General features: G+C 44.7%; 19 protein-coding genes. 11 read left to right on the top strand and 8 right to left on the bottom strand.

The window, feature by feature from the left end:
* Positions 1–81 precede the first annotated feature (81 nt).
* On the bottom strand, positions 82–1,674 hold the full coding sequence (nhaB, locus tag ACXABW_RS09620; protein ID WP_252027590.1) for a Na(+)/H(+) antiporter NhaB: 1,593 nt from the start codon (positions 1,672–1,674) through the stop codon (positions 82–84).
* Between the two features lie 631 nt (positions 1,675–2,305).
* On the opposite strand from nhaB, the gene fadR reads away from it, so the two are divergent.
* Positions 2,306–3,145, top strand: a complete 840-nt coding sequence (gene fadR / locus ACXABW_RS09615; RefSeq protein WP_252027589.1) for a fatty acid metabolism transcriptional regulator FadR — start codon at positions 2,306–2,308, stop codon at positions 3,143–3,145.
* Positions 3,146–3,205: 60 nt separating this feature from the next.
* Here the strand turns inward: fadR and ACXABW_RS09610 are convergent, their stop codons facing one another.
* Together ACXABW_RS09610 and ACXABW_RS09605 are read right to left on the bottom strand one after the other, a co-directional pair.
* The gene (locus ACXABW_RS09610) at positions 3,206–4,366 is read right to left on the bottom strand and encodes a DUF1887 family protein (protein WP_252027588.1); all 1,161 of its coding nucleotides are present in this window, start codon (positions 4,364–4,366) and stop codon (positions 3,206–3,208) included.
* A 172-nt stretch (positions 4,367–4,538) separates the two neighbouring features.
* Entirely contained in the window at positions 4,539–6,530 is a 1,992-nt protein-coding gene (locus tag ACXABW_RS09605) for a methyl-accepting chemotaxis protein (RefSeq protein ID WP_457522413.1), read from the bottom strand.
* 229 nt (positions 6,531–6,759) lie between these two features.
* On the opposite strand from ACXABW_RS09605, the gene hinT reads away from it, so the two are divergent.
* The 7 genes from hinT (at position 6,760) to ACXABW_RS09570 (ending at position 13,032) form a co-directional block, all read left to right on the top strand.
* Positions 6,760–7,110: a purine nucleoside phosphoramidase gene (gene hinT, locus ACXABW_RS09600; protein WP_457522411.1), complete on the top strand. Its 351-nt coding sequence runs from the start codon at positions 6,760–6,762 to the stop codon at positions 7,108–7,110.
* 161 nt (positions 7,111–7,271) lie between these two features.
* Positions 7,272–8,675, top strand: a complete 1,404-nt coding sequence (locus tag ACXABW_RS09595; RefSeq protein WP_457524992.1) for a COG3014 family protein — start codon at positions 7,272–7,274, stop codon at positions 8,673–8,675.
* Positions 8,675–9,061 carry a YcfL family protein gene (locus ACXABW_RS09590; protein ID WP_265689416.1) on the top strand — a complete coding sequence of 129 codons (387 nt, stop codon included), beginning with the start codon at positions 8,675–8,677 and terminating at the stop codon, positions 9,059–9,061. The genes ACXABW_RS09595 and ACXABW_RS09590 overlap by 1 nt, the downstream gene beginning before the upstream one ends.
* A gap of 146 nt (positions 9,062–9,207) precedes the next feature.
* Positions 9,208–9,798 carry a penicillin-binding protein activator LpoB gene (lpoB, locus tag ACXABW_RS09585; RefSeq protein WP_252027584.1) on the top strand — a complete coding sequence of 197 codons (591 nt, stop codon included), beginning with the start codon at positions 9,208–9,210 and terminating at the stop codon, positions 9,796–9,798.
* 24 nt (positions 9,799–9,822) lie between these two features.
* Positions 9,823–10,698, top strand: coding sequence for a phosphotransferase (locus ACXABW_RS09580; protein WP_457522410.1), 876 nt, complete (start codon positions 9,823–9,825; stop codon positions 10,696–10,698).
* Positions 10,699–10,874: 176 nt separating this feature from the next.
* Entirely contained in the window at positions 10,875–11,414 is a 540-nt protein-coding gene (ycfP, locus tag ACXABW_RS09575; protein WP_252027582.1) for an alpha/beta hydrolase YcfP, read from the top strand.
* 328 nt (positions 11,415–11,742) lie between these two features.
* On the top strand, positions 11,743–13,032 hold the full coding sequence (locus tag ACXABW_RS09570) for an NAD(P)/FAD-dependent oxidoreductase (protein WP_457522409.1): 1,290 nt from the start codon (positions 11,743–11,745) through the stop codon (positions 13,030–13,032).
* A 99-nt stretch (positions 13,033–13,131) separates the two neighbouring features.
* Here the strand turns inward: ACXABW_RS09570 and ACXABW_RS09565 are convergent, their stop codons facing one another.
* Genes ACXABW_RS09565 through ACXABW_RS09550 form a run of 4 tightly spaced genes read right to left on the bottom strand, consistent with a single transcriptional unit; the run spans position 13,132 to position 18,583 of the window.
* Positions 13,132–13,668: a GNAT family N-acetyltransferase gene (locus ACXABW_RS09565; RefSeq protein ID WP_457522408.1), complete on the bottom strand. Its 537-nt coding sequence runs from the start codon at positions 13,666–13,668 to the stop codon at positions 13,132–13,134.
* Between the two features lie 56 nt (positions 13,669–13,724).
* Complete coding sequence (locus ACXABW_RS09560; protein ID WP_457522407.1) at positions 13,725–14,501, bottom strand: peptidoglycan binding protein CsiV; 777 nt, start codon at positions 14,499–14,501, stop codon at positions 13,725–13,727.
* Between the two features lie 45 nt (positions 14,502–14,546).
* The gene (mfd, locus tag ACXABW_RS09555) at positions 14,547–18,008 is read right to left on the bottom strand and encodes a transcription-repair coupling factor (protein ID WP_457522405.1); all 3,462 of its coding nucleotides are present in this window, start codon (positions 18,006–18,008) and stop codon (positions 14,547–14,549) included.
* Between the two features lie 8 nt (positions 18,009–18,016).
* Positions 18,017–18,583: a PilZ domain-containing protein gene (locus tag ACXABW_RS09550; protein ID WP_457522403.1), complete on the bottom strand. Its 567-nt coding sequence runs from the start codon at positions 18,581–18,583 to the stop codon at positions 18,017–18,019.
* A 244-nt stretch (positions 18,584–18,827) separates the two neighbouring features.
* Here ACXABW_RS09550 and lolC point away from each other — a divergent pair, with 244 nt between their 5' ends.
* Genes lolC through lolE form a run of 3 tightly spaced genes read left to right on the top strand, consistent with a single transcriptional unit; the run spans position 18,828 to position 21,957 of the window.
* Positions 18,828–20,033 carry a lipoprotein-releasing ABC transporter permease subunit LolC gene (gene lolC, locus ACXABW_RS09545; RefSeq protein ID WP_457522402.1) on the top strand — a complete coding sequence of 402 codons (1,206 nt, stop codon included), beginning with the start codon at positions 18,828–18,830 and terminating at the stop codon, positions 20,031–20,033.
* Positions 20,026–20,712 carry a lipoprotein-releasing ABC transporter ATP-binding protein LolD gene (lolD, locus tag ACXABW_RS09540; protein ID WP_457522401.1) on the top strand — a complete coding sequence of 229 codons (687 nt, stop codon included), beginning with the start codon at positions 20,026–20,028 and terminating at the stop codon, positions 20,710–20,712. The genes lolC and lolD overlap by 8 nt, the downstream gene beginning before the upstream one ends.
* Positions 20,713–21,957, top strand: a complete 1,245-nt coding sequence (gene lolE, locus ACXABW_RS09535) for a lipoprotein-releasing ABC transporter permease subunit LolE (RefSeq protein WP_457522400.1) — start codon at positions 20,713–20,715, stop codon at positions 21,955–21,957. It begins immediately after the preceding gene.
* Positions 21,958–22,119: 162 nt separating this feature from the next.
* Here lolE and ACXABW_RS09530 read toward each other — a convergent pair whose 3' ends face one another.
* On the bottom strand, positions 22,120–22,629 hold the full coding sequence (locus tag ACXABW_RS09530; protein WP_252027573.1) for a DUF2062 domain-containing protein: 510 nt from the start codon (positions 22,627–22,629) through the stop codon (positions 22,120–22,122).
* Positions 22,630–22,631: the final 2 nt, after the last annotated feature.

Genomic DNA, 22,631 nt, shown 5'->3' with positions numbered 1-22,631 from the left:
AAGATTCCTTATTCGTAATAAAAAAGCTCTGATATATCAGAGCTTTTTATCTTGGAATAGTTTCACGATCAACTAAATTTTTTAGTGGCCGTTTGAAACCGTGCTACTAACTGCTTCTGCCGTGCTAGGTGAAATCCAACCTGCGTCGTAGAAGAACGCGGTCATTGGTTCAACGAAGAACATGATTCCTGCAAGGCCAACAATCGCCAATACCACAGTGTACGGTAGAGCCATAATAACCATGCGTCCATACGACAAGCGGATAAGTGGTGCCAGCGTAGATGTTAGTAGGAATAGGAAGGCTGCTTGGCCATTAGGTGTCGCCACTGAAGGTAGGTTAGTACCGGTGTTGATAGCGACGGCCAGTAGATCGAATTGGTCGCGAGTAATGATGCCTTGTACCAGCGCAGCTTTCACTTCGTTGATGTAGACCGTTCCAACGAATACGTTGTCTGACACCATCGACAGCAGGCCGTTTGCGACGTAGAACAGAGCAAGCTGTGTCCCTTTATCTTCTACGTGCAGAACCGCGTCAATAACAGGTTTAAACAGCTCTTGGTCAATGATTACTGCAACAATCGCAAAGAATACTGCAAGTAGCGCCGTGAAAGGCAGTGCTTCTTCGAATGCTTTCCCTAATGAGTGTTCTTCAATAACACCGGTAAATGCAGTAGCAAGGATAATAACGGACAGGCCAATTAAACCTACAGCCGCTAAGTGAAGGGCTAGGCCAACGATTAGCCATACTGCAATTGCACCTTGAATCCATAGCTTAGCAACATCTTGCTTAGTGCGGTTTTTACGCTCTTCAGTATCGAAATCGACTAAGATTTGACGAACGTTATCTGGAAGCTCAGCGCCGTAACCAAAGACTTTGAATTTTTCGACTAGCACACAAGTTGCTAGTCCACAGAAGAAAACAGGAACAGTGACTGGTGACATGCGAATGATGAACTCACCAAATAGCCAGCCAGCTTGATCTGCAATGATAAGGTTTTGAGGCTCACCCACCATTGTCATAACGCCACCAAGAGCTGTACCCACACCTGCATGCATGAGTAGTGAGCGTAGGAATGCACGGTAGTTTTCTAAATCATCGCGTGTTAGTTCAGACAGCTCACCATCGTGGGTGTGGTCATGTGCTGCTGATGACCCTTTTCCTGAGGCTACTTTGTGATAAATCGAGTAGAAACCAACCGCTACGCTAATGACAACCGCAATTACTGTTAGTGCATCTAGGAATGCTGACAAAAATGCTGCTGCAAAACAGAAAGCAACAGATAGAATTGCTTTTGAACGGATACCTAGCAGTATCTTTGTGAAAATATAGAGAAGCAGCTGCTTCATGAAGTAGATGCCAGCAACCATAAAGATCAGTAGCAACAGAACTTCGATGTTCGCAACGAGTTCATGTTTTACTTGGTCGGCACTTGTCATCCCAATCGCGACAGCCTGAATCGCTAGTAAACCACCTGGTTGGAGTGGGTAACATTTTAGCGCCATAGCGAGAGTGAAGATAAATTCGATAACTAATAACCAACCAGCAACAAATGGGTTGATCAAAAAGAAAACAATAGGGTTGATAATTAGAAATGAAATGATGGCAACTTTGTACCAGTCTGGTGCTTTACCAAGAAAGTTCTTAATAAAAGCACTTCCGAGTGACATCGGCATGGGTAATACTCTTAATGTTGTTATAAATAGACACTATGAGTAGCTCGTATCCATTAATCAGAACTTTCTTGGGTAATGCTCTGATCCAACAGCGACTTAGAAAAACAACAACGATCCATGACGATTGTGGCCTTGCCAAGTCACTCCCTGAGAAAGACAAGCACTCTACTTCGACCGCAACTCTACTCTTCGCTTTTATTTAGTCAACAAGAAACTCATCCTTGGTATGAAAGATGGATGAATTTAGTCAAAAAACGCGATCTAAGTTGGGTAAATATCAAAGAAGAGTTGTGAAAAAGTTAACTTAATAGTTCGCAATGAATGAAAGTGCTGAAATTGACAATTTATGTATCTTATATGAATGAAGATGTTTGAAGTTAACTGAGAAAACATTTATGCCGTATAGAATAAGGAGTCATAACATATAAGCAGTTGCGAGACACTTGTACTACTAAAGTGTAAATTTATTGCGCTTCCTATCCCGGTTTAACTTGTTTAAATTGAGAAGATGGTTAGAGTGTTAACTCTAAATGTTACTTGTGGCGAGTTTTATATCAGTAGGTTTCCGAAGTGGTGAAAATAGTGGTATGATGAGTGCTATCTAATTAAAAATAAAACTGGAAAGTACTTAATGGTCATTAAGGCAAAAAGCCCAGCAGGATTTGCAGAAAAATACATTATCGAAAGCATTTGGAATGGCCGATTCCCTCCAGGTTCTATTTTACCAGCAGAACGTGAATTATCAGAATTAATAGGTGTTACGCGCACAACTCTACGTGAAGTTTTACAGCGTCTAGCGCGTGATGGTTGGTTGACGATCCAGCACGGTAAGCCGACGAAAGTAAACCAATTCATGGAAACTTCGGGTCTACACATCCTAGATACTCTTATGACGTTAGACGCGGATAATGCGACAACAATTGTTGAAGATTTGCTTGCAGCACGTACAAGTATCAGTCCTATTTTTATGCGTTACGCATTTAAGGCAAACAAAGAAGCTTCAGAAAGAACAATTGCAAATGTGATTGAATCTTGTGAATCGCTATTAAATGCTGAGAGCTGGGACGTATTTATCGAATCATCTCCTTACGCTGAAAAGCTTCGCCAACACATAAAAGATGATGGTGAAAAAGATGAAGAAAAGCGCCAAAGTAATCTAATTGCGAAAACATTTAATTATTATGATTACATGTTGTTCCAGCGTTTGGCATTCCATTCTGGTAACCAGATATATGGATTAATTTTCAATGGTTTGAGAAAGTTATATGACCGAGTAGGTAGCTATTATTTCTCTAATCCAGAAGCTCGTAAGTTAGCATTGGATTTCTACCGCCAACTATTGGATATCTGTGAAACAGGAAGTCGTGATCAAATACCACTAGCGGTTCGTCACTATGGTTTAGGTAGTGCACAAATCTGGAATCAGATGAAGACGACACTGCCAACAAACTTTACTGAAGATGACAGTTAATTCGATTCAGAACAAAAAAACCGGCTACCGCCGGTTTTTTTATGCCTAAAGACTGGCGTTTTAGAGGTCTTCGTAACCGCCTGCACCTTTAAACCAAGTGGTTAGGTGCGTTTTAAGATCTTTGAGCTCGTCAGGGCCAATAAGTGCTAAGCCTAAATCTTCTGCTCGTGTGATGTCATTATGGCGTAAAGGGCGGAAGCTCACCAACATTGCCCTTGCCTGAAGTCCTCCTAGAAGATCGCGAAGTGATTCAAGCTTGTACAAGGTGTCATCACCGTCGTCACGCATACCTTTGGTCTTACATTCGATAATGTGTAGCTTGTTGTTCACTACCGATGCTACATCAAGCTCGTTGCGTACTTCACGTTCTCCAAGTTGGCGATATACCTGTACATTCAAAGAGCGGTCTTGAATCGTTGGCATTGTGTCCTGTATCTGCTTCACAGTGCTATGCACAAGAGTTTCTAACCATTCACCGTTGGAGAAGCGGCGCGCATCCTCATTGGCGAAGGTAAGCACCCCATCGCTGTATGTCGCTATCTCGGCTTTGACTAAATCATCCAACAGCATATTGAGCTCACGATAACCTTGCTGCTTCTCTGACAGCTCAACGTCTAACTTTTGCTCTTTACGACACGTGGTCGCAAGGTAGTTTAGCGTCGCTAGGCCAGGACCCAGCTCTAGTGCATTACTTGCCCAGCGCTCGCCAAGTTCGTATAGAGTTTGATCAAGTTGAGGAGGTAGCTCGTGTTCATTGAATTCACCGCGCGCACCAAAAACGGTTAGGTAGTCGGATATGGTGATGCGATCTTGAACTTGGGTATCTTCCTGTCCATCTGGGTATAGCCAGCAAAGACGGTCGCTGTTTGGTTCAACAACAAAAATTGGCCAATGGTAGGTGCGGAACACTTCGTATACAGACAATAAGCGATGGCGTAAACCACAGCTGGCATTTAGCTTAACGTCTTCACCACGCGCTTTTAAATCTTCAGCAAGTTTGCGAATTGATTGTTTGATGATCGAGGTGTTCACTGCCGTAGGAATTTCGAAAAACTCGGAGGTAATGTCACGCTGAGCTAACACGGAGTGGAGTCTTACATACATTGACTCTTGAGTGGCATCACCAATGAATACGATGTGTTTGCTGATGGTACGATTGTCGAGTAGGGGGGTGACTAATCGAATTGGATCTTGGTCGATGATACCGACATGAACAGCCATAAATCTTCCTCATGTTCGGCTCGCGAAAAGGGAAATTGGGAAAAGGTGCGCGAACCATAAATAGGATATAACGCCGTGCCAGACAAAAAACAAGGGCGCCTCAGAAATAAAGGCGCCCTTAGTCAGAGTTTTACGTTAGGTTGACAGTGAGTTTACGCTCACTAACAAAACCTTAAAGTTTGAAGCGGTGTACTAACTCACCTTGTTGGTTGGCAAGTTGGGTCAGGCTTTCATTGGTGCTAGCAATTTGCGACATTGCTTGGTAACTCGCGTCTGCGATGAGGTTAATCTCCTCGATATTACATGCTATTTCTGTCGTTGTTTCACTTTGCTCACCTGCCGCCTGTGAGATATGAGTACTCATATGACTGATTTCTAGAATCAGAGCTTGTATCTCTTCCATTGCGCTATTAGCGTTAGATGCTTGTTCTACCGACAGTTCCATATCACTCATACAGCTTTCAATGACGTTGTTCGCTGCCGTTGAGCTGCTTTGTAAGTTGCTGATCATATTCTCGATTTCAGATGTTGATTCTGTCGTCTTTTGAGCAAGTACACGAACTTCATCTGCTACCACAGCAAAGCCACGTCCTTGTTCACCGGCACGAGCAGCTTCAATGGCAGCGTTCAGTGCAAGTAGGTTTGTTTGTTCAGCAATGCTGCGAATCACATCTAGAATTGATCCGATCTGGCTACTCATTTTGCGCAGTTCACTCACTGCTTCAACGGATTCGGTTAGTCGAACTTCAAGCTGGTTAATGGTCGAAATGTTGGTGCTCATAATCTGACGTCCAGACTCTGATGCGGTTTCAACCTGTTTGACCATCTGCTGTGAACTTTGTGCACTTTGAGCAACTTCTTGTACAGAATGAGACATCTCTGTCATTGCTGTTGCTACATTGGCTGTTTGTTCGCGCTGGGTACTCAATTGTGCTTGTGCGCTAGAGGACGTGCTTTGGTTTGAATTCGCTGTGCTGGTTAGATCATCTGACGCGTCGTTAAGTTTAACTAAGATGTTATGCAGGTTATCTGCAAGTGAATTGATGTGGCCACTTACTCGACTAAACTCGTTGTTGTATCGTATATCGATACGTTGAGTCATATCCCCTTCAGTTAGGCTTTCTAGTGTCTTCAAGATACGAGTGAGTGGTTCACGAACACTATGTGCAATGTGATATCCGATGCCCGCTGCAAACAATACGACAATCGCACCGATAACAATCGCTTTCACTACGCCTTGGTCATAAACTTCCCCAGCTTCTGCAAGTGATTGATTCAATCCTTCTGTCGCCACGGTGTTGAATGAGTCTAAGATAGACATAGCCGTATCAACCTCAACAGCGAGGTTACCAATGTTCTCATACAACGCTTGTTTGGCCAGTAAGTAGCTATTGTGTTGATCAAGTACGCCGCCTTTTTTACCCACGTCACGGGTAAACTGCTGTACGGATTCATCAAACACTTCTTTCAATTCAGGCATTTGAGCCGAAAGGCCACGGTACGCGTAATTTAAATGAGTCACGGCTTTTTTGTTTTTGGCTACAGCTTTGTTGACCAGTTCGACATTCGAGCTTGCAAGCGCATCGGACGTGATCACTTCTGCGTCTTTTAGCTTAATGAAGTAACTCTTCGCCATGACTTTCACTGAGATGCTACTTTGATCATCAACGTATTCTTTCATACCAGTGCTTAACTCAGAATGCAGACGCTGGAAGTTACGCGTAGACTTTTGAACCTTCTCTTGAGCGGCAAACATCGCTTCGTAGTTGTTCATTGCATCCTCTGCTTCGGCAAAGTAGCGCTGCTCCATTTCTTGAAGCAAGGTAATGTTTTCTGCCAGTTGCGGATTGTTTGCACTGGAAGTTTGTAGCTGAGCGAACGTTGCGGCAAACTGCTCTTTTGCGCTGGCAAATTCTTCACGCATTTCCGCCATACGTTCCGTACTTTGCGTAGTCAAAAAGTCCTTGAATGATTTGTCTGCTGACAGCAGTTGTACTGCAGTTTGGTTAGATATTGATACTAACGGAAGTGAAACCTTAGATACCGACTCAAAGTTTGAATGGATCTGGCTCATGCCTCCCATCATAATACTGGTCATAATTGCGAACATTATGATGATCAGTGTGAAGCCGGCGTACATACGCCTAATCACTGAACCCTTCATATACTCTCTCCCTAGAAAACACAAAGACAAATTCGTCTTATAAAATTAACAAAATAGTCATTATTGTATTGAGAGTGAGAGACGCATTTTATGACGCACAATACAAATTTTAATTCGAATATTAGGGTATTGTGATAAATGTTAAGTGAACACTGTTTTTATTGAGCTTTGTTCCAGCTTGGAGCATACTGAAGCTAACGCATATAAAGACGAGTAGACGGAGTACTCAATGGCTGAAGAAACCATTTTTAGCAAAATTATAAATAAAGAAATTCCTGCCGATGTAGTGTATCAAGATGATTTAGTCACCGCATTCCGTGACATCAACCCTAGAGCTCCAATCCATGTGCTGATTATTCCAAATAAACTAATACCAACAGCTAACGATATCGAAGTTGAAGACGAGTTGACCATGGGGCGTATGTTCACTGTGGCGAAAAAGATTGCTAAAGATGAAGGTATTGCAGAAGACGGGTACCGTTTGATCATGAACTGTAATTCACACGGCGGCCAAGAGGTATACCACATTCACATGCACTTAGTCGGCGGCCGACCTCTTGGTCCGCTGTTAATGAGCTAATCAGGGTGGCTGGTTAATGTAAACTAACACCGAGTTGTGTTGTCCAACTCGGTGTTTTGGTTTTCCGGCACTACAGTCTTTAATTAGATACTGTATCTCGGTGGAATATCAGCCAATATGCTCAAACAATGCACGTTTAGAACAATAGTATGTTTACAACAATGGAGTACGAAGTGAAACGACCAATTCGGATCACAATCGTAACGTCTGCGGTAATGCTTCTTTCAGCCTGTGCAAATCTGTCGGCTGGAAATTTATTTAGTCACTACAGCGCCCAAAATAATGGCGTTTATTCTGCGGTTAAGTCGGGTCAGTATGATGAAGCGGAGCAAAAGCTCCCTGAGTATATCGCAGGTGATATCTTAGACAATATGGAAAAAGGGCGTGTTTATTTTCTCAATGAGCATTACCCACAAAGTAAATCTAGCTTAGAACTGAGTGATTCAGCCGTTCGTGTTCAGCAAGATAAAGCGGTGATCTCGGTCAGCGATACAGCGACCAGTGTGGGCTCTATTGCTGTTAATGATAATCTCAATACCTATAGCCCTGCCGATTACGAGCTCGGCTTTTTGCATCTTTATCTGGGGCTGAACTATCTTCAAAGTAACAGCTTAGAAGGGGCGCTCGTCGAGATGCGAAGAGCGAACCAAGTGCAGGAAAGGGCAAGGAAAGATCGCGAACGCGAATTAGAGTCCGCCCAGGCGAGCTTGAAGAAGCAAGGGGTATCTCCAAATTTGGGGAGTGTACTTTCCAATTACCCAGATGCAGGAAAAACGCTGCAAGCGGTTCAAAATGGGTATTTGTTGTATCTATCAGCTTTGCTATACGAAACTTCTAACGATCTAAATAGTGCGTATGTGGATTATCGTCGAGCGTTGGCGGTCGAACCAGATAACGCAGAAATCATTGATGGAACGATGCGTGTTGCTAAGCGCTTGGGGATGAACCAAGATCTTGAAAAGCTTAAGAAGCGATACGGAGACGTTAATTCTCTGGACTCTGGCAAGAGCCGAGTCATAGTGATTGACGAGCAGGGCGTTGTAGAAGCCTTGAGTGCTTGGAAGCTATCTCTACCGGTATATGACAGTCGCGGTGATGGCGCATTGTATTCTTTAGCATTGCCTTACTATCGCTCTGATGCAAGTGAAAGGTTTAGAGCGTTACAGCTTAACGATGATGCGCTTTCTTCAGATCAGTTGACCAACGTAAATTTGATGGCTCAGCGAGATCTCTCTGAAAGAATGCCGACCATAGTAATAAGGCAAACTCTACGTGTATTGGCAAAGGATCAGATGCGTAAAGAGACAGCGAAAGGCGACGATGTAGGTAACTTGCTGTTCAATGTTTGGAATACATTGACTGAGCAAGCCGATACGCGTAGCTGGCAAACATTACCTGGCAAAGTGTATAGCGCAAGCGCGCAAGTGAATGCGGGCGAGCAAACCCTCAATGTTGACGGAAAGGATTACACGTTCAACGTTGAGCAAAATAGAACGGTATTAGTTTGGGTTTCAAGACAAGGAAATAACTCTACTGTTTGGCATAAACAATTAGGAAAATTGTAATGAAAAAGTGGTTATTTGCTGCATTGATGGCAGTTCTCGTGGTGGGGTGTTCGAGTAACACGGCCGGTTTACGTGTCGATGGCGCTTCGCAGAATGTGCTGTTTGGCGACAATGTTCTAGGCTCTCGCTTAGTTATTGACGATATTGCGACGACAGAAGTCGATGGACACGCACGTGGCGTTGTTAGGCTCGTCAGTGAATACAATGGCGATCAACACATCCAGTACCGTTTTTACTGGTATGACGAAGATGGTCTAGAGGTTAACAATAAACTCAGCCCATGGCGTCAAACGGTGGTACGTGGTAAAGAGAGCTTCTCTATCTCAGAAGTGTCAGTTAACCCGAACGGTAAACAGTTTCGTGTTCAAATTCGCGAAGCAGATTAATCCAAGTTAAAAGTTTGAGACGGTTCGTTCTTCGCTATTTCTGATGGTATGAATTAGCCGTTAATGAATACGGTTGTCGGAAAAACAACCGAAAATATCGAAAGTAAAAGTTATAAGCCCAGAATACGGGTAAATAAGGAACAAGTATGAAAAAGAGTGTAATTGCACTATTAGGTCTTGCGGTCATTTTAGGCGGTTGTTCAAACAAGGTGAGCTATGGTGATGCTCAAGCTGTAGAAACTACCACGATTGATTTCGGTTCAACCGACCTTCAAAAGATTGCAGGTGAAATGGTTGATAGCATGATGATGTCTGGTTCGGTCGCAGCAATCACTAAAGACTCTCGCCCAATCGTATTTGTTGAGCGTATCAAAAATAAAACCAGCGAACACATCGATACAGAGTCGATTACGGATACAGTGAGCACTAAAATGCTCAACTCTGGTAAGTTCCGTTTCGTTGATATGGATCGTGTAGAGTCTGTGCGTGAACAGTTGAACTTCCAAAACAACGATGAGCTAGTGAATCAAAGCACGGCGATTCAGTTTGGTAAGATGGTTGGCGCACAGTACATGCTCTACGGCAACCTATCTAGCATTGTGAAGAATGCAGGTAGTGACAAAGATGTGTACTACAAAATGACAATGCGTTTGATGGATCTCGAAACTGGCCTAATCGAGTGGGCTGATGAGACAGAGATTCGTAAGCAAGAGTCTAAGAGCCTATTAGGTCTGTAATGAACTAAGTTGGAGAGGTGATGTATGGCAAGGATGTCGTGGCATGAAGCGTGTCAGTTAGACTCATCGTTATTGTCTTTAGATCACTTCTTCAAAGTTCCCCCCAGTTATGCGCAAACCCTGACTGGGGGATTAACGAATCGCTGTTGGAAAGTTGTATTACCCAACGGTGATAGCTATGTTTGGCGCCCTAATACTCCTATCACAAAAGCCTTTTCAATTTCTCGCTTCCAAGAGTATCAAATCCTATCTGCTATAGAGTCCTCTTCTGTTGGACCTAAACCGATAACAGTAAATGAACATGGCTTGCTGGTTGAATGGATAGAAGGGGAATCTTTGACCGATTCCCTGGCATTCGACGACCTGCTAAAAATGCTGCTCAAAGTGCATCAACTAGATACATCTCGCGTACCCGTTGCTCCTTTCAGTTATACAGCCCGAGTTGACCACTATTGGCTGCAGATCAAAAAAGAGCTTAAAACAGAAAACTATCAATCCCTTTACCAGCGCTGGCGAAGTGCACCGAATTTGGCTGATGTAGGAAAAGTTTTATGTCATTTTGATCTAGCTGGCTACAACATGGTAAAGACTGAAATGGGCAACCGCGTGATTGATTGGGAGTATGCATCCATCGCTGACCCGCGGCTTGATCTGACTCTGAGTATTATGGTGTTTGAAGAAAAGCCATTAGAAGCCGTGTACCGTTACTGTCAACTCGGTGAAGTAGAGGGAGTCGATGATTGGGCAGAAGGGGTGCTTGCATGGCAACCTCGGACGATGATGATGGCAATGTTATGGTACCTACTGGCTTATCAATTGTGGGGTGAAGCAGAGTATTTAGAGCAGGCAGAACTGCTTAAATCGCAACTCACCGTCGATGATGCTCCGCCTCAAGAATAGTCGCACTGGACAAATACCTCGCACTTACGCTGAATATTTCATCAATTCATCTGTCGGCAGCAATCAACAGTGATAATCGGATCACTGTTTGGCGCTGTCGCTAGGCTTATTGTGTAATGATTCCTTTAAAACCATAAAGTTCGTGGTAGATTATCCAAAAAGCGGGGAAAGTTATTATGATTATTTATTTGCATGGTTTTGACTCAACAAGCCCTGGCAACCACGAGAAGATTTTACAGTTACAGTTTATTGATGACGATGTGCGTTTCGTGAACTACAGTACCTTACACCCTAAGCACGATATGCAGCATTTATTGAAAGAAGTGCATAAGCTGATTGAACAGTCGGATGATAAACAGCCTATCATTTGTGGTGTAGGCCTTGGTGGTTACTGGTCAGAGCGCATTGGATTTTTATGCGGGATAAAGCAAGTCATCTTTAATCCTAATTTGCACCCAGAGCGAACAATGGAAGGTCGAATCGATAGGCCTGAAGAGTATGAAGACATCGCGACAAAATGCGTGTCGGAATTCAGGACGAAAAATAAAGGCCGATGCTTAGTGATTTTGTCGAAAGAAGATGAAATTCATGATAACGGTAAGTCGGCGTCTGAATTGGAAGACTACTACGATATCGTTTGGGACGAAACGCAAGCACACAAGTTTAAAAAGATTTCTCAGCATCTACAGGCAATGAAAGCCTTTAAACAAGCTTAAAGGCGAGTAATTTAGAACAAAAATACTAACGAATTGGCTGTATTCAGGAGTTGCGAAGCGGCTTAACCCCTATATAATGAGTGGGCTATAAAAAAATTGACAAATATCAAAAAAAATTGAGAGCGAGTACTAAACTTGCCCATTTGTTGCGGTTCATCCCGTATTTGTGTCCAGTAACTGAGGTTTTCAATAGCTGTTTTCCCAAAAGCTAGGATTGCCTTCATAAACCGCATTGCGGTGATCTCTCTACCCGAGTAAACAAGCGAATTCTATCGGGACGCTACGGCGGCTCGAATCATAATTATTCAAACTTTTAGAGGATGTTATCGTGACGCGAATTATTGTCGTAGGCGGTGGTGCTGGTGGGCTAGAGCTAGCCACGAAGCTGGGCCGAACCCTAGGCCGCAAGAAGCGAGCTAAAATCACACTGGTTGACCGTAAAGCTAGCCATCTATGGAAGCCTTTGCTGCATGAAGTAGCGACGGGATCACTGGACGAAGGTGTTGATGCATTGAGTTATCGAGCTCACGCTAAGAATCATCACTTTGATTTCCAAATGGGTGGTTTAGAAGACATCGATCGTGAACGTAAAACGATCAAACTTCACGAATTAAAAGACGAACATGGCGAACTGTTAATGCCGACGCGCGAGCTTGAGTACGACATTCTCGTTATGGCTATCGGTTCAACATCGAATGATTTTAATACCCCAGGTGTTCGTGACCACTGTATTTTCCTCGATAGCCCTGAACAGGCTCACCGTTTCCGCACTGAAATGAACAATGAGTTCCTAAAGCTGCACGCTAAGAACGGACAAGGCAGTGTAGACATAGCAATTGTAGGTGCTGGTGCAACCGGCGTAGAGCTCTCTGCTGAACTTCACAATGCAGTTAAAGAGCTACGTACGTATGGCTTTGGTGATCTAGATTCAAGTAAGCTGAACGTGAACCTTGTAGAAGCGGGTGAACGTATTCTTCCTGCACTTCCTCCACGTATTTCGGGCGCTGCTCATCAAGAATTAACCAAGCTAGGCGTTAACGTTCGTACTGCGACAATGGTGACAGAAGCGGACAAGCACGGGCTAGTTACTAAAGATGGCGAGAAAATTCCTGCTCAAATCATGGTTTGGGCGGCAGGTATCAAAGCACCTGACTTTATTAAAGACATCGCAGGTCTTGAAACGAACCGAATCAATCAGCTTGTTGTGAAAGATACGCTACAAACAACCCGTGACGATGATATCTTCGTCATCGGTGACTTGGCGCAATGTACTCAAGAAGACGGTTCATTTGTACCTCCACGAGCTCAAGCTGCGCACCAAATGGCAAGTTGTGCATTTTCTAATATCGTCGCTAAGCTTAACGGTCGCGACCTGAAGGCGTATGTCTACAAAGACAAAGGTTCTTTAGTGTCATTAAGCCGTTTCTCTACCGTCGGTAGCCTGATGGGTAACTTGACCAAAGGTTCGATGATGGTCGAAGGTAGAATTGCACGTGTGGTGTATATCTCACTCTATCGATTACACCAGATGGCGCTTCACGGCATGTTTAAGACAGCGCTGATTATTCTGATGGGCAGGATCAACCGAGTCTTGAGACCGAACTTGAAACTGCATTAAGATAGATCACAATGGGCTCCAATCGGAGCCCATTGATTTTAAAGGGGGAGCTCTCAATCAAACATGCTGTGTTGGTCGCTTTTTGAGGCGGTCTTTTTCCTAGGGGAGAATCGAAAACACTAATCCTGCTTTGGGCTTTCCATCATAGATAAATCGATTTTGGGCTAGCGCTTCTTGTTTTGCACCACAACTTAATGCGAGTCGATGGCTAGGTAGGTTATCCGGGTCACAGACTATCTCAACTCGAGTGAGTTTCAGTTGTTCGAAGCAAAAGCTCGCCAGTGCGCTGACGCCTTCTTTAGCATACCCATTGTGCTGATACTCATCGGCAATCCAATAGCCCACACTCGCCATATTAAATGTGTGGTACAACTCATTAATCGCCACCATACCCACTAACGTATCCTCATCGCGTCGATACAAACCAAACCCATAGGCTTGGCCTTTAACCCAGTTGAGTTTGTTAGCGAGCAAGAAGCGCTCTGCATCTTTTGCTGTGAACTCGGAGGAGCACCAATCAATCCACTGATGAAGAGTATCAGAATGGCGAATGATGGCGCTCAAGTTAGCAGCTTCATCGGGGCTGATTAGTTTTAACGTCAGTCGTGGTGAGATAATCGTGTAATCAGGACTCATAGCGATTGGTTTTGGCAAGCGGAACTAAAAACGCCCTCGTAAGAGGGCGTAGAAACTTATTGTTGCTCTTCGACACGGCGAACTTGAATTATCATTCCAAGTAGCGGGTGATCTAAGTAGTGAGTTTCAGTGCTTCGCATACGACGCTTTTGCTCCATACGGTAACTTTTTAAGAACTTTTCCACTTTTACAGTCGGCGTAACATCTTCCATATTGCCGGCTACAACGGTTGCCTCTTCTTCTACGAGGTCACCGGATACTTCTAGAGGTTTTTCCTCGAGCTTAACTTCGCGTACGCTTGGCTTTTTGATATCCAGTTGAGTTTCAGCGTATAGGTAATGCTGAACGTAAATCTGCAGCTTACCATCCAACTCATACAAGGGCTGAGGAATACTCTCTTCGACCACTCCCTCTACTGGAGAAGCATCAACGTCGGAGACTTTTTCAGAACCATCTGCGTTGAATTTCGCTGAGTAATCTTTACCTGCTTGGATATGGAAAACAGGTGCTGCTCTTTTTCCTTCATCACCTTGGCGCCAAGCTTTATGCAGCAATACTTTGAAGCCAGCATGATCACGCAGAGATTGCGCTTGCTCAGTGAGTTCATACTTTGAGTAATCAAGCATTTTTACGCCTTTCTCTTGGCGATAACTGGCATCAGCGAAGCTTCCAACACGTTCCAAGTCGATTTCAGGCAGCGTATTTGGCCATGACTCGCTGGTCTTTTCTGCATCAACTGCACGCTCAAAAATGATCACTTCTATATCAAATTGTCTTTGTGCCAAACTCGGCATGGAGACTAATAAGAGCAGTAGTGGGATCAACTTTTTCATTCTGACTCCGTCAATTGGGGCTAACCCATTAATAATGAATATATTCTACGCTTTTGGAAGCAAGTTTTGTTGAAATTCCGACAGCATATCCGCTACAAATTGGATTCTCTTGCGTCTGTCTACTAATGGTACCGTAAACTTGAACTTCGTTGGGCCTTCCATAGAGAATTTTTGTGGCTGTGATTGTAATAGTTTAACCAAAAACATCGGGTTAATGTCAGCATCAGGATAGAACTCGATGTAACCCCCTTTGTCATGTGCCTCAATTTTCTTCACTTTCAGAGCAGCGGCATCGATTTTCAGTGTCGCTATCGAGAGTAAGTTTTTGGTGGCGTCTGGTAATGAACCGAAACGATCAATCAGTTCCACTTTTAGCTCAGCCAACTCTTCTTGGCTGGTCACACTAGCGATTTGCTTGTACATCGACAATCGAGTATTAACGTCTGGGATGTAATCGTCCGGTAGTAGGGCAGGGAGTCGCATTTCGACTTCGGTTTGCTCTCGGAGTAGCTCATCCAAAGAGGGTTCTTTGCCTTCTTTTAGCGCTTCGACTGCTTGCTCTAGCATTTCCATATATAAGGTAAAGCCGACCGACTGAATTTGGCCGCTTTGCTCATCACCCAATAGCTCACCAGCACCACGAATTTCTAAGTCGTGGGTCGCTAGGGTAAAGCCCGCACCTAAGTCTTCTAAAGAAGCAATCGCATCTAAACGCTTAATGGCATCTTTCGTCATTGCTTTAGGGTGGGGCGTGAGAAGATATGCGTACGCTTGGTGGTGTGAACGGCCTACACGTCCTCTCAATTGATGAAGCTGAGCAAGCCCTAAGTTGTCCGCTCTATCCATGATGATGGTGTTCGCTGTCGGAACGTCGATGCCTGTTTCAATAATTGTGGTACAAACCAACAGGTTAAAGCGCTGGTGGTAGAAGTCGTTCATGACTTTTTCCAATTCACGCTCCCGCATCTGTCCGTGCGCAGTGGTAATACGAGCTTCTGGAATGAGCTTTTCTAGATCGGCAGCGACCTTATCGATGGTTTCAACTTGGTTGTGCAAGAAGTACACCTGACCACCGCGCATGATCTCACGCAGAACCGCTTCTCGAATAACGCTGTCTTCGCTTTGGCGAACAAAGGTCTTGATGGCTAATCGACGAGCGGGTGGAGTAGCGATGATCGATAAGTCTCGCATGCCACTCATTGCCATATTCAGCGTTCTTGGAATTGGGGTTGCGGTCAGGGTGAGGATGTCGACGTCCGCACGCATAGCCTTGACTTTTTCTTTCTGACGGACGCCAAATCGGTGCTCTTCATCGACAATCAGTAAACCAAGATCTTTGAACTTCAAGTCATTTGAAAGTAGTTTGTGTGTACCTACCAAGATATCGACTTTGCCGTCTTCTACGTCTTGTATGATCTGTTTTTGCTCTTTGGCTGATTTAAAACGAGATAGCACTTCCACTCTGATGGGAAGGTTAGCAAAACGATCGCGGAAGTTTTCAAAGTGCTGTTGGGCAAGCAGGGTTGTCGGCACTAACACCGCTACCTGTTTACCATTATCTGTACTCACAAATGCAGCACGCATTGCGACTTCTGTTTTGCCAAAACCCACGTCGCCACAGACAAGTCGATCCATTGCTTTTGCTTGGCACATGTCTGAAAGTACGGCGTTAATCGCCATGTTTTGATCGTCGGTTTCTTCAAATGGGAAACCGGATTTGAAAGTAGCGTACTGCCCTCTGTCGAGGGCGAATTTATAGCCTGGTTTTAACTCTCGTTTGGCGTAGACATCTAGTAGCTCCGCCGCCACATCTCTTACTTTCTCTGCCGCTTTACGACGAGCCTTCGCCCAAGCCTCGCCGCCGAGTTTATGAAGTGGTGCCGATTCTTCTGCGCCACCGGAATAGCGACTTATTAAGTTAAGTGAGGCTACGGGTACATAGAGTTTCGCGTCGTTTTGATACTCGAGGGTAACGAATTCGGTTGTCATCCCACCTGCTTCGAGTGTTTGTAACCCAATATAACGGCCAATACCGTGGTCGATATGAACCACAGGTTGCCCGGTGGTTAATTCAGCTAGGTTGCGAATTACCGCATCGCTATTGGTGACTTTGCGGTCTTTTCGTCTGCGCTGAATGACGCGATCACCAAGTAAGTCACTTTCACAAATAAAGGCGAGGTTTTCGCCTTGGTGAATAAAGCCGTGTTCTGATGCGCCTAGTACGAGAGTAAACTTGTCGTTGCCTGAGATAGCAGCGCAAAGGTCAGTGACTTCATTTGGACGCAGTTTGATGCCTTGCAGCAATTCTAATAAAGCTTCACGGCGGCCTTCTGACTCGACCGAGAAGACGATTTTTCCGTTATGCGCCTCGCTGAACTTACGCAGCAGCGCGAGCGGTTCTTTGTTTTGATGCTGCACTGAAAGCTCAGGTAGAGATTCGACCTGTGCGTTGACTCGGCCTTGCTTCTCATTGATTGAGTCAACGGCTAAAACAGCTTGAGGTAGCGCTTTGAACTGGCTAAATAGTTCGTCTTTCTTCATCCACAATTCGTTAGGTGGAAGAAGAGGTCTTAGGGGATCGACTTTGCGCTGATCGTAGCGATACTCAGCGTCATTTAGGAAGGTGTCAATGGCGGTTTCTAGATCGCCAATTGTGATCAGTTGACTATCAGGTGCAATGTAGTCAAACAGTGTCTCAGTTTTTTCAAAAAACAGTGGTTGCCAGTATTCAATACCTGCTGGCCAAGTTCCTTTTGAGACTTGCATGTAAACCGATTCGGGCTCTCTACGCGCATCAAAGCGTTGACGCCAGCGAATACGAAAATCTTCAATTGCCGATTCAGTGGTTGGGAACTCATGCGCTGGAAGCAGGCGGATCTCTTGAATGTCCTCAATCGAGCGCTGGTTCTCTGGATCAAAGGTACGAATCGTATCGATTTCGTCGTCGAAAAAATCAATGCGATACGGGTCGTTACTGCCCATAGGGAACAGATCGAGTATCGATCCACGGCTCGCATACTCGCCTGGGCTGAATACTTGGTCAACGTGACGGTACCCTGAGTTCTCTAATTGGATACGAAGTTTTTCCAATGAGAATAAATCACCTGTTTTGACCATCAAAGTGTGTTGCATTAAATAGTCGCGAGGTGATTGACGCTGTAAAAGAGTACCGACAGGAATAATCGTGATGCCACTTGTCTGCGTAGGCAATTGATAAAGTCGAGCAATACGGTCAGAAATGATTTCCTGATGTGGCGAGAAGTTATCATAAGGCAGCGTCTCCCAGTCAGGGAACAGCGCGACTTCTTCGTTGGTAAATTGCTCAATCTCTTGCAGTAGTTTTAGAGCGGTTTGTGGATCAGGTACCGCTAGTAGGGTATGGCTGTTGTGTTGTTTTGCCAGTTCCGCAACGGCAAGCGCCAAGCTGGCCCCTTTCAGGTTACCGACATGTTTTTTGTCTCCGGCGCCAGTTGGTAGCGTCAGAGATAATAGAGTGGGTGTTGTCATAATCTTGTTTAGCTGTCTCTATTGAGTGAACGTTGGCGCAGTAGTTTTTGTTGTTGGTGAAGTGCAGCCTTAATCAGCAGGTCTTGGTCGCTGTCTCGGAGTAACGTGTATTTCACGTGCACGAGGTGGTCACTGTCTTCTTGTTGGCAGTCTGTGACTTCTCCATAGCAATAGATGGCCGCAGGCGGGTACTCCAAAAACAATTTGGCGCGAACGTGTGTGCTTTTTGACACGGCTTGCTCTGAAGCGAAAGTGAATTGGCTGGCTCCGAACGATTTGGTTTTACAGCGAAAGCGCTCATCGTCTTGCTGTGAAAGCATAAACGAAAGCAGCAAGTTAAGCTTTGAGTTCTGAGTGTCTAGCAGTTGAATCACATGCTTAAAGTCGCTGTTTTTCAATTCAGCTCTAGCTTGGTCGTTGATTAGATCGAGTTGGCTGAACTCGCTAGCGACAATAAAAGGCGCAGGAATTTCAGCTTCGAATTGTTCTTTAGAAGGAAGGCTGAATCCATCACCCAATGGTTCTACATTGGCGTTCATTTGATGATGAACGGTAAAAAACTCTTGATCTGACATAGACATCTTCCTTGTAAAAAGTAGTTGTTATATCTGCCTCTTTCGCAAGACAAAAATAACAAGTGATCTTGTGATTATCGCCATACTTGCGAACTTATCAAGGTATCGGAGGACTAATGGTGTAAATAAATACAGTATTTGGGCTAGTTATAGCGTATTGAACCTTATAATTAGCAAAATAGGGCTACAACCTTCCGATGTTAATCGTTAGAGTATGAGCCATAACTTTTTCTTGGTTTTTAATATGTTTCATCCAATTTCGGCCTTTATCGGATTGCGTTACTTACGAGGACGCTCGGGCGATAGGTTCAGTCGATTTGTGTCTTATATGTCTACCGCCGGTATTACGATTGGGGTGATGTCTCTCATCACGGTGTTGTCGGTAATGAACGGTTTTGAAGCTCAGCTTAAGAGCAAAATTTTAGGCGTATTACCTCAAGCGGTGATCTCGGACCAAAGTGGCAAAACGGCTTATACCGACGTTGCCCCTGATTTTATTCAAGCGCTGTCAAATAAACGTGCAGAGCCGATTGTGCGCAGTGAAGCGGTCATCCAAAGTGCTTCTCAACTTGCAGCTGGTTATCTGGTTGGGATCGAACCTGGCGACGATGATCCAATTGGACAACACCTTATTGCGGGTTACCTGCCTGACCTCCAACCTAGCCGTTATCGCGTATTTCTTGGTCATACTTTGGCGCGTTCACTGAATGTTTCGATGGGAGATAAGGTTCGTTTAATGGTGACCAGTGCTAGCCAATATACTCCTCTTGGGCGTATTCCAAGCCAGCGCAACTTTACCGTAGCGGGTATTTTCAATACGGGTTCTGATGTCGATGGGCAACTCATGATCACTCATATTGGTGATGCGGGACGTTTGCTGCGCTATTCCAAAGAGTCTATTTCTGGTTGGCGTCTATTTTTTGATGACCCATTTGTGGTTGGTGAACTGTCGCAACAGCCTCTACCTACCGGCTGGGAGTGGAGTGACTGGCGTGACCAACGCGGTGAGTTGTTCCAAGCGGTCAGAATGGAAAAAAACATGATGGGGTTGATGCTGGGGCTGATTGTTGGTGTAGCAGCATTCAATATCATTTCCGCCTTGATAATGGTGGTGATGGAGAAGCAATCAGAAGTGGCGATACTAAAAACGCAAGGTATGACTAACAATCAAATACTGTCTATTTTCATGGTACAGGGTGCCAGTAGTGGCATTATAGGTGCCGTGGTTGGTGGTGGGCTTGGTATCTTGCTGGCCACTAACCTTAATACGCTGCTTGAAAGTATGGGTGTCGCGCTATTTTCAGTCGGTGGTCAACTACCGATACTGATTAACCCAGTTCAAATTTTTGTTGTCGTTATATTGGCTATTGCCCTGAGTTTATTAGCGACGCTATTTCCTTCTTACCGAGCATCTTCAGTTAAACCAGCCGAGGCCTTAAGATATGAGTAATCTTCTTCAATGTCGTAATGTATGTAAAACCTACCATGAAGGAGCGTTGGACACTCAAGTATTGAAAGGCGTTAGCTTTGATATTCAGCGTGGTGAGTTGGTGTCTATAATCGGCACCTCAGGCTCCGGTAAAAGTACTTTGCTCCATATTCTTGGTGCATTGGATGATGCCACAGAAGGTGAGGTGACTTTCTTGGATCAACAACTCACCAAGTTAAGCTCGAATAAACAAGCCAAAATTCGTAATCAGCACTTAGGGTTTGTTTATCAGTTCCATCACCTATTGGCTGACTTTACGGCGCTCGAGAATGTGGCGATGCCACTGATGATTGGTGGCGTGAAAACAGCGACCGCGAAGCAAGCAGCAAGGGAATTGCTAGAAAAGGTTGGACTTAGCCATCGAGTCGACCACCGCCCGTCAGAGCTTTCTGGTGGTGAACGACAGCGTGTGGCGATTGCGAGAGCGTTAGTTAATAAGCCTGATTTGGTTCTGGCCGATGAGCCGACGGGTAACCTAGACCACAACACTGCCTTGGCCATCTATGACTTGATGCGTCAGTTGAATCAAGAGTCTGGTACCGCATTTCTTGTAGTAACTCACGATGGAGAGTTAGCCGCCAAAATGGATCGTCAGATGAAAATGCAAGATGGCTTATTAATGAATGAAGGGGTTGCCTAAGTGTTTTCTTCTTTGTCGTTATTTATCGGTCGCCGATTTAGCCAAGCGAAACAGCGTAATAAGATGGTGTCCTTCATCTCGCTATCGTCAACGATTGGTATTGCCGTAGGTGTGGCCGTTATCATTATTGGCCTTTCTGCGATGAATGGTTTCGAGCGAGAACTGCAAAACCGAGTGCTTTCGGTGATCCCTCACGCCGAACTAGAAGGGGTACGTGCACCATTAAAAGATTGGCAAACTGTGGTCGATAAAGCGGAGCAGCATAAGCAAGTTGTGGCCGCTGCACCATACGTTAAGCTTACGGCTTTAGTTGAGCGGGGAGCACAGCTTAAAGCCATCGAGGTGCGGGGGGTTCAACCTGAACTAGAGAGCAGAGTCTCGAGCTTAGCAGACTTTATTGATCAAGAAGCATGGTCGAGCTTCACAGCCGGACAGCAGAATGTCATTCTCGGCCAGGGCGTAGCAAATACGTTAGGTGTTGCCGTGGGTGATTACGTCACATTGATGATCCCCATGGCCGATGGGACAACGAAAGTACAAACGCCCAAGCGTGTCCGCGTTAAGGTGGCAGGTTTACTTGCGCTTAATGGTCAAATCGATCATAGCTTAGCACTTATCCCATTAGCCGATGCTCAACGTTACGCTTCTATGCAAGATTCTGTCACTGGCGTTTCCATCAAGGTTGAACCAGTCCTTGAAGCAACGCAAATAGTTCGTGAAGTAGGGAATACTTTGGATGTCTATGTTTACCTGAGAAGCTGGCAGCAAAAATATGGATTCCTACATCGAGACATTCAATTAGTAAGAACCATCATGTATTTGGTTATGGTTTTGGTAATTGGAGTCGCGAGTTTTAACATTGTTTCCACATTGATGATGGCAGTTAAAGATCGTGCTGGAGAAATAGCGATACTTCGTACAATGGGAGCGACTGACAGTCTTATTAAGCAGATATTTGTATGGCAGGGTGTCTTTTCCGGTGTTCTGGGGAGCCTTGTCGGTAGTGTCTTGGGTACCTTGGTTGCGATGAACCTTACCGCTTTAATTAAATCGTTGGAGGCGTTGATTGGTCACCAGTTTTTATCTGGTGATATCTATTTCGTTGACTTCCTACCTTCGCAGGTTAACTTCTCAGACATTCTTTTAGTATCGAGCACTGCGATAGTACTTAGCCTATTGGCGACTTGGTACCCTTCATCTCGGGCAACCAAACTCAATCCTGCCTCGGTGCTCAGCTCCAAGTAAAGGAGTTAAGGTTAGTTGAATCATCTTTCTAACCTGTTCTTCAAATAACAAAAAAAGGACCGATAGGTCCTTTTTTTAGTTTTGGCTAACATCTCATTTCATGTACGAGGTTAACTGGGTTTTAATCTACGAAGCTCAACTGTCACTTCGAGGATAAATATCTTAACGTAGTTGGCGTTTTTGCCAGCTACGAACAACGGAGTAGCGCCATAAACCTTTGATTCCAAAGTAGCCCAATATCGCAGAAATCACCCCACAAATTAGGCAGCCAAGTAAGAATGGAGGCCCGATGGTATGCATCTGGTGAAGCAAGAATTCCCAGGATAGCTCAAAATGGAAACCTTGGGCCGGAACATTCATAGCAAAAGCTCCGACCTTATAGGCGAAATAGAACATGACTGGCATGGTAATAGGGTTACTGATCCAGACAAGCGCTACTGCTAATGGAAGATTCACTCCACAAACGATCGCTAAGCCAGCAGACATAATCATCTGGCTAGGGAGTGGGACGAACGCCATAAATAAGCCAACAGCAAACGCGCCTGCGGCGGAACGGCGGTTTAAACACCACAAGTTTGGATTGTAAAGCACATTGCCAAAAACCTTTAATGCCTTCTGACGTTTAATCACGTCGTGATTGGGCATAAAACGTTTGATGAATTTTCTTGGCATCG

It is taken from the genome of Vibrio paucivorans (assembly GCF_054053395.1).
This window is presented reverse-complemented; position numbering and strand designations above follow the sequence as displayed.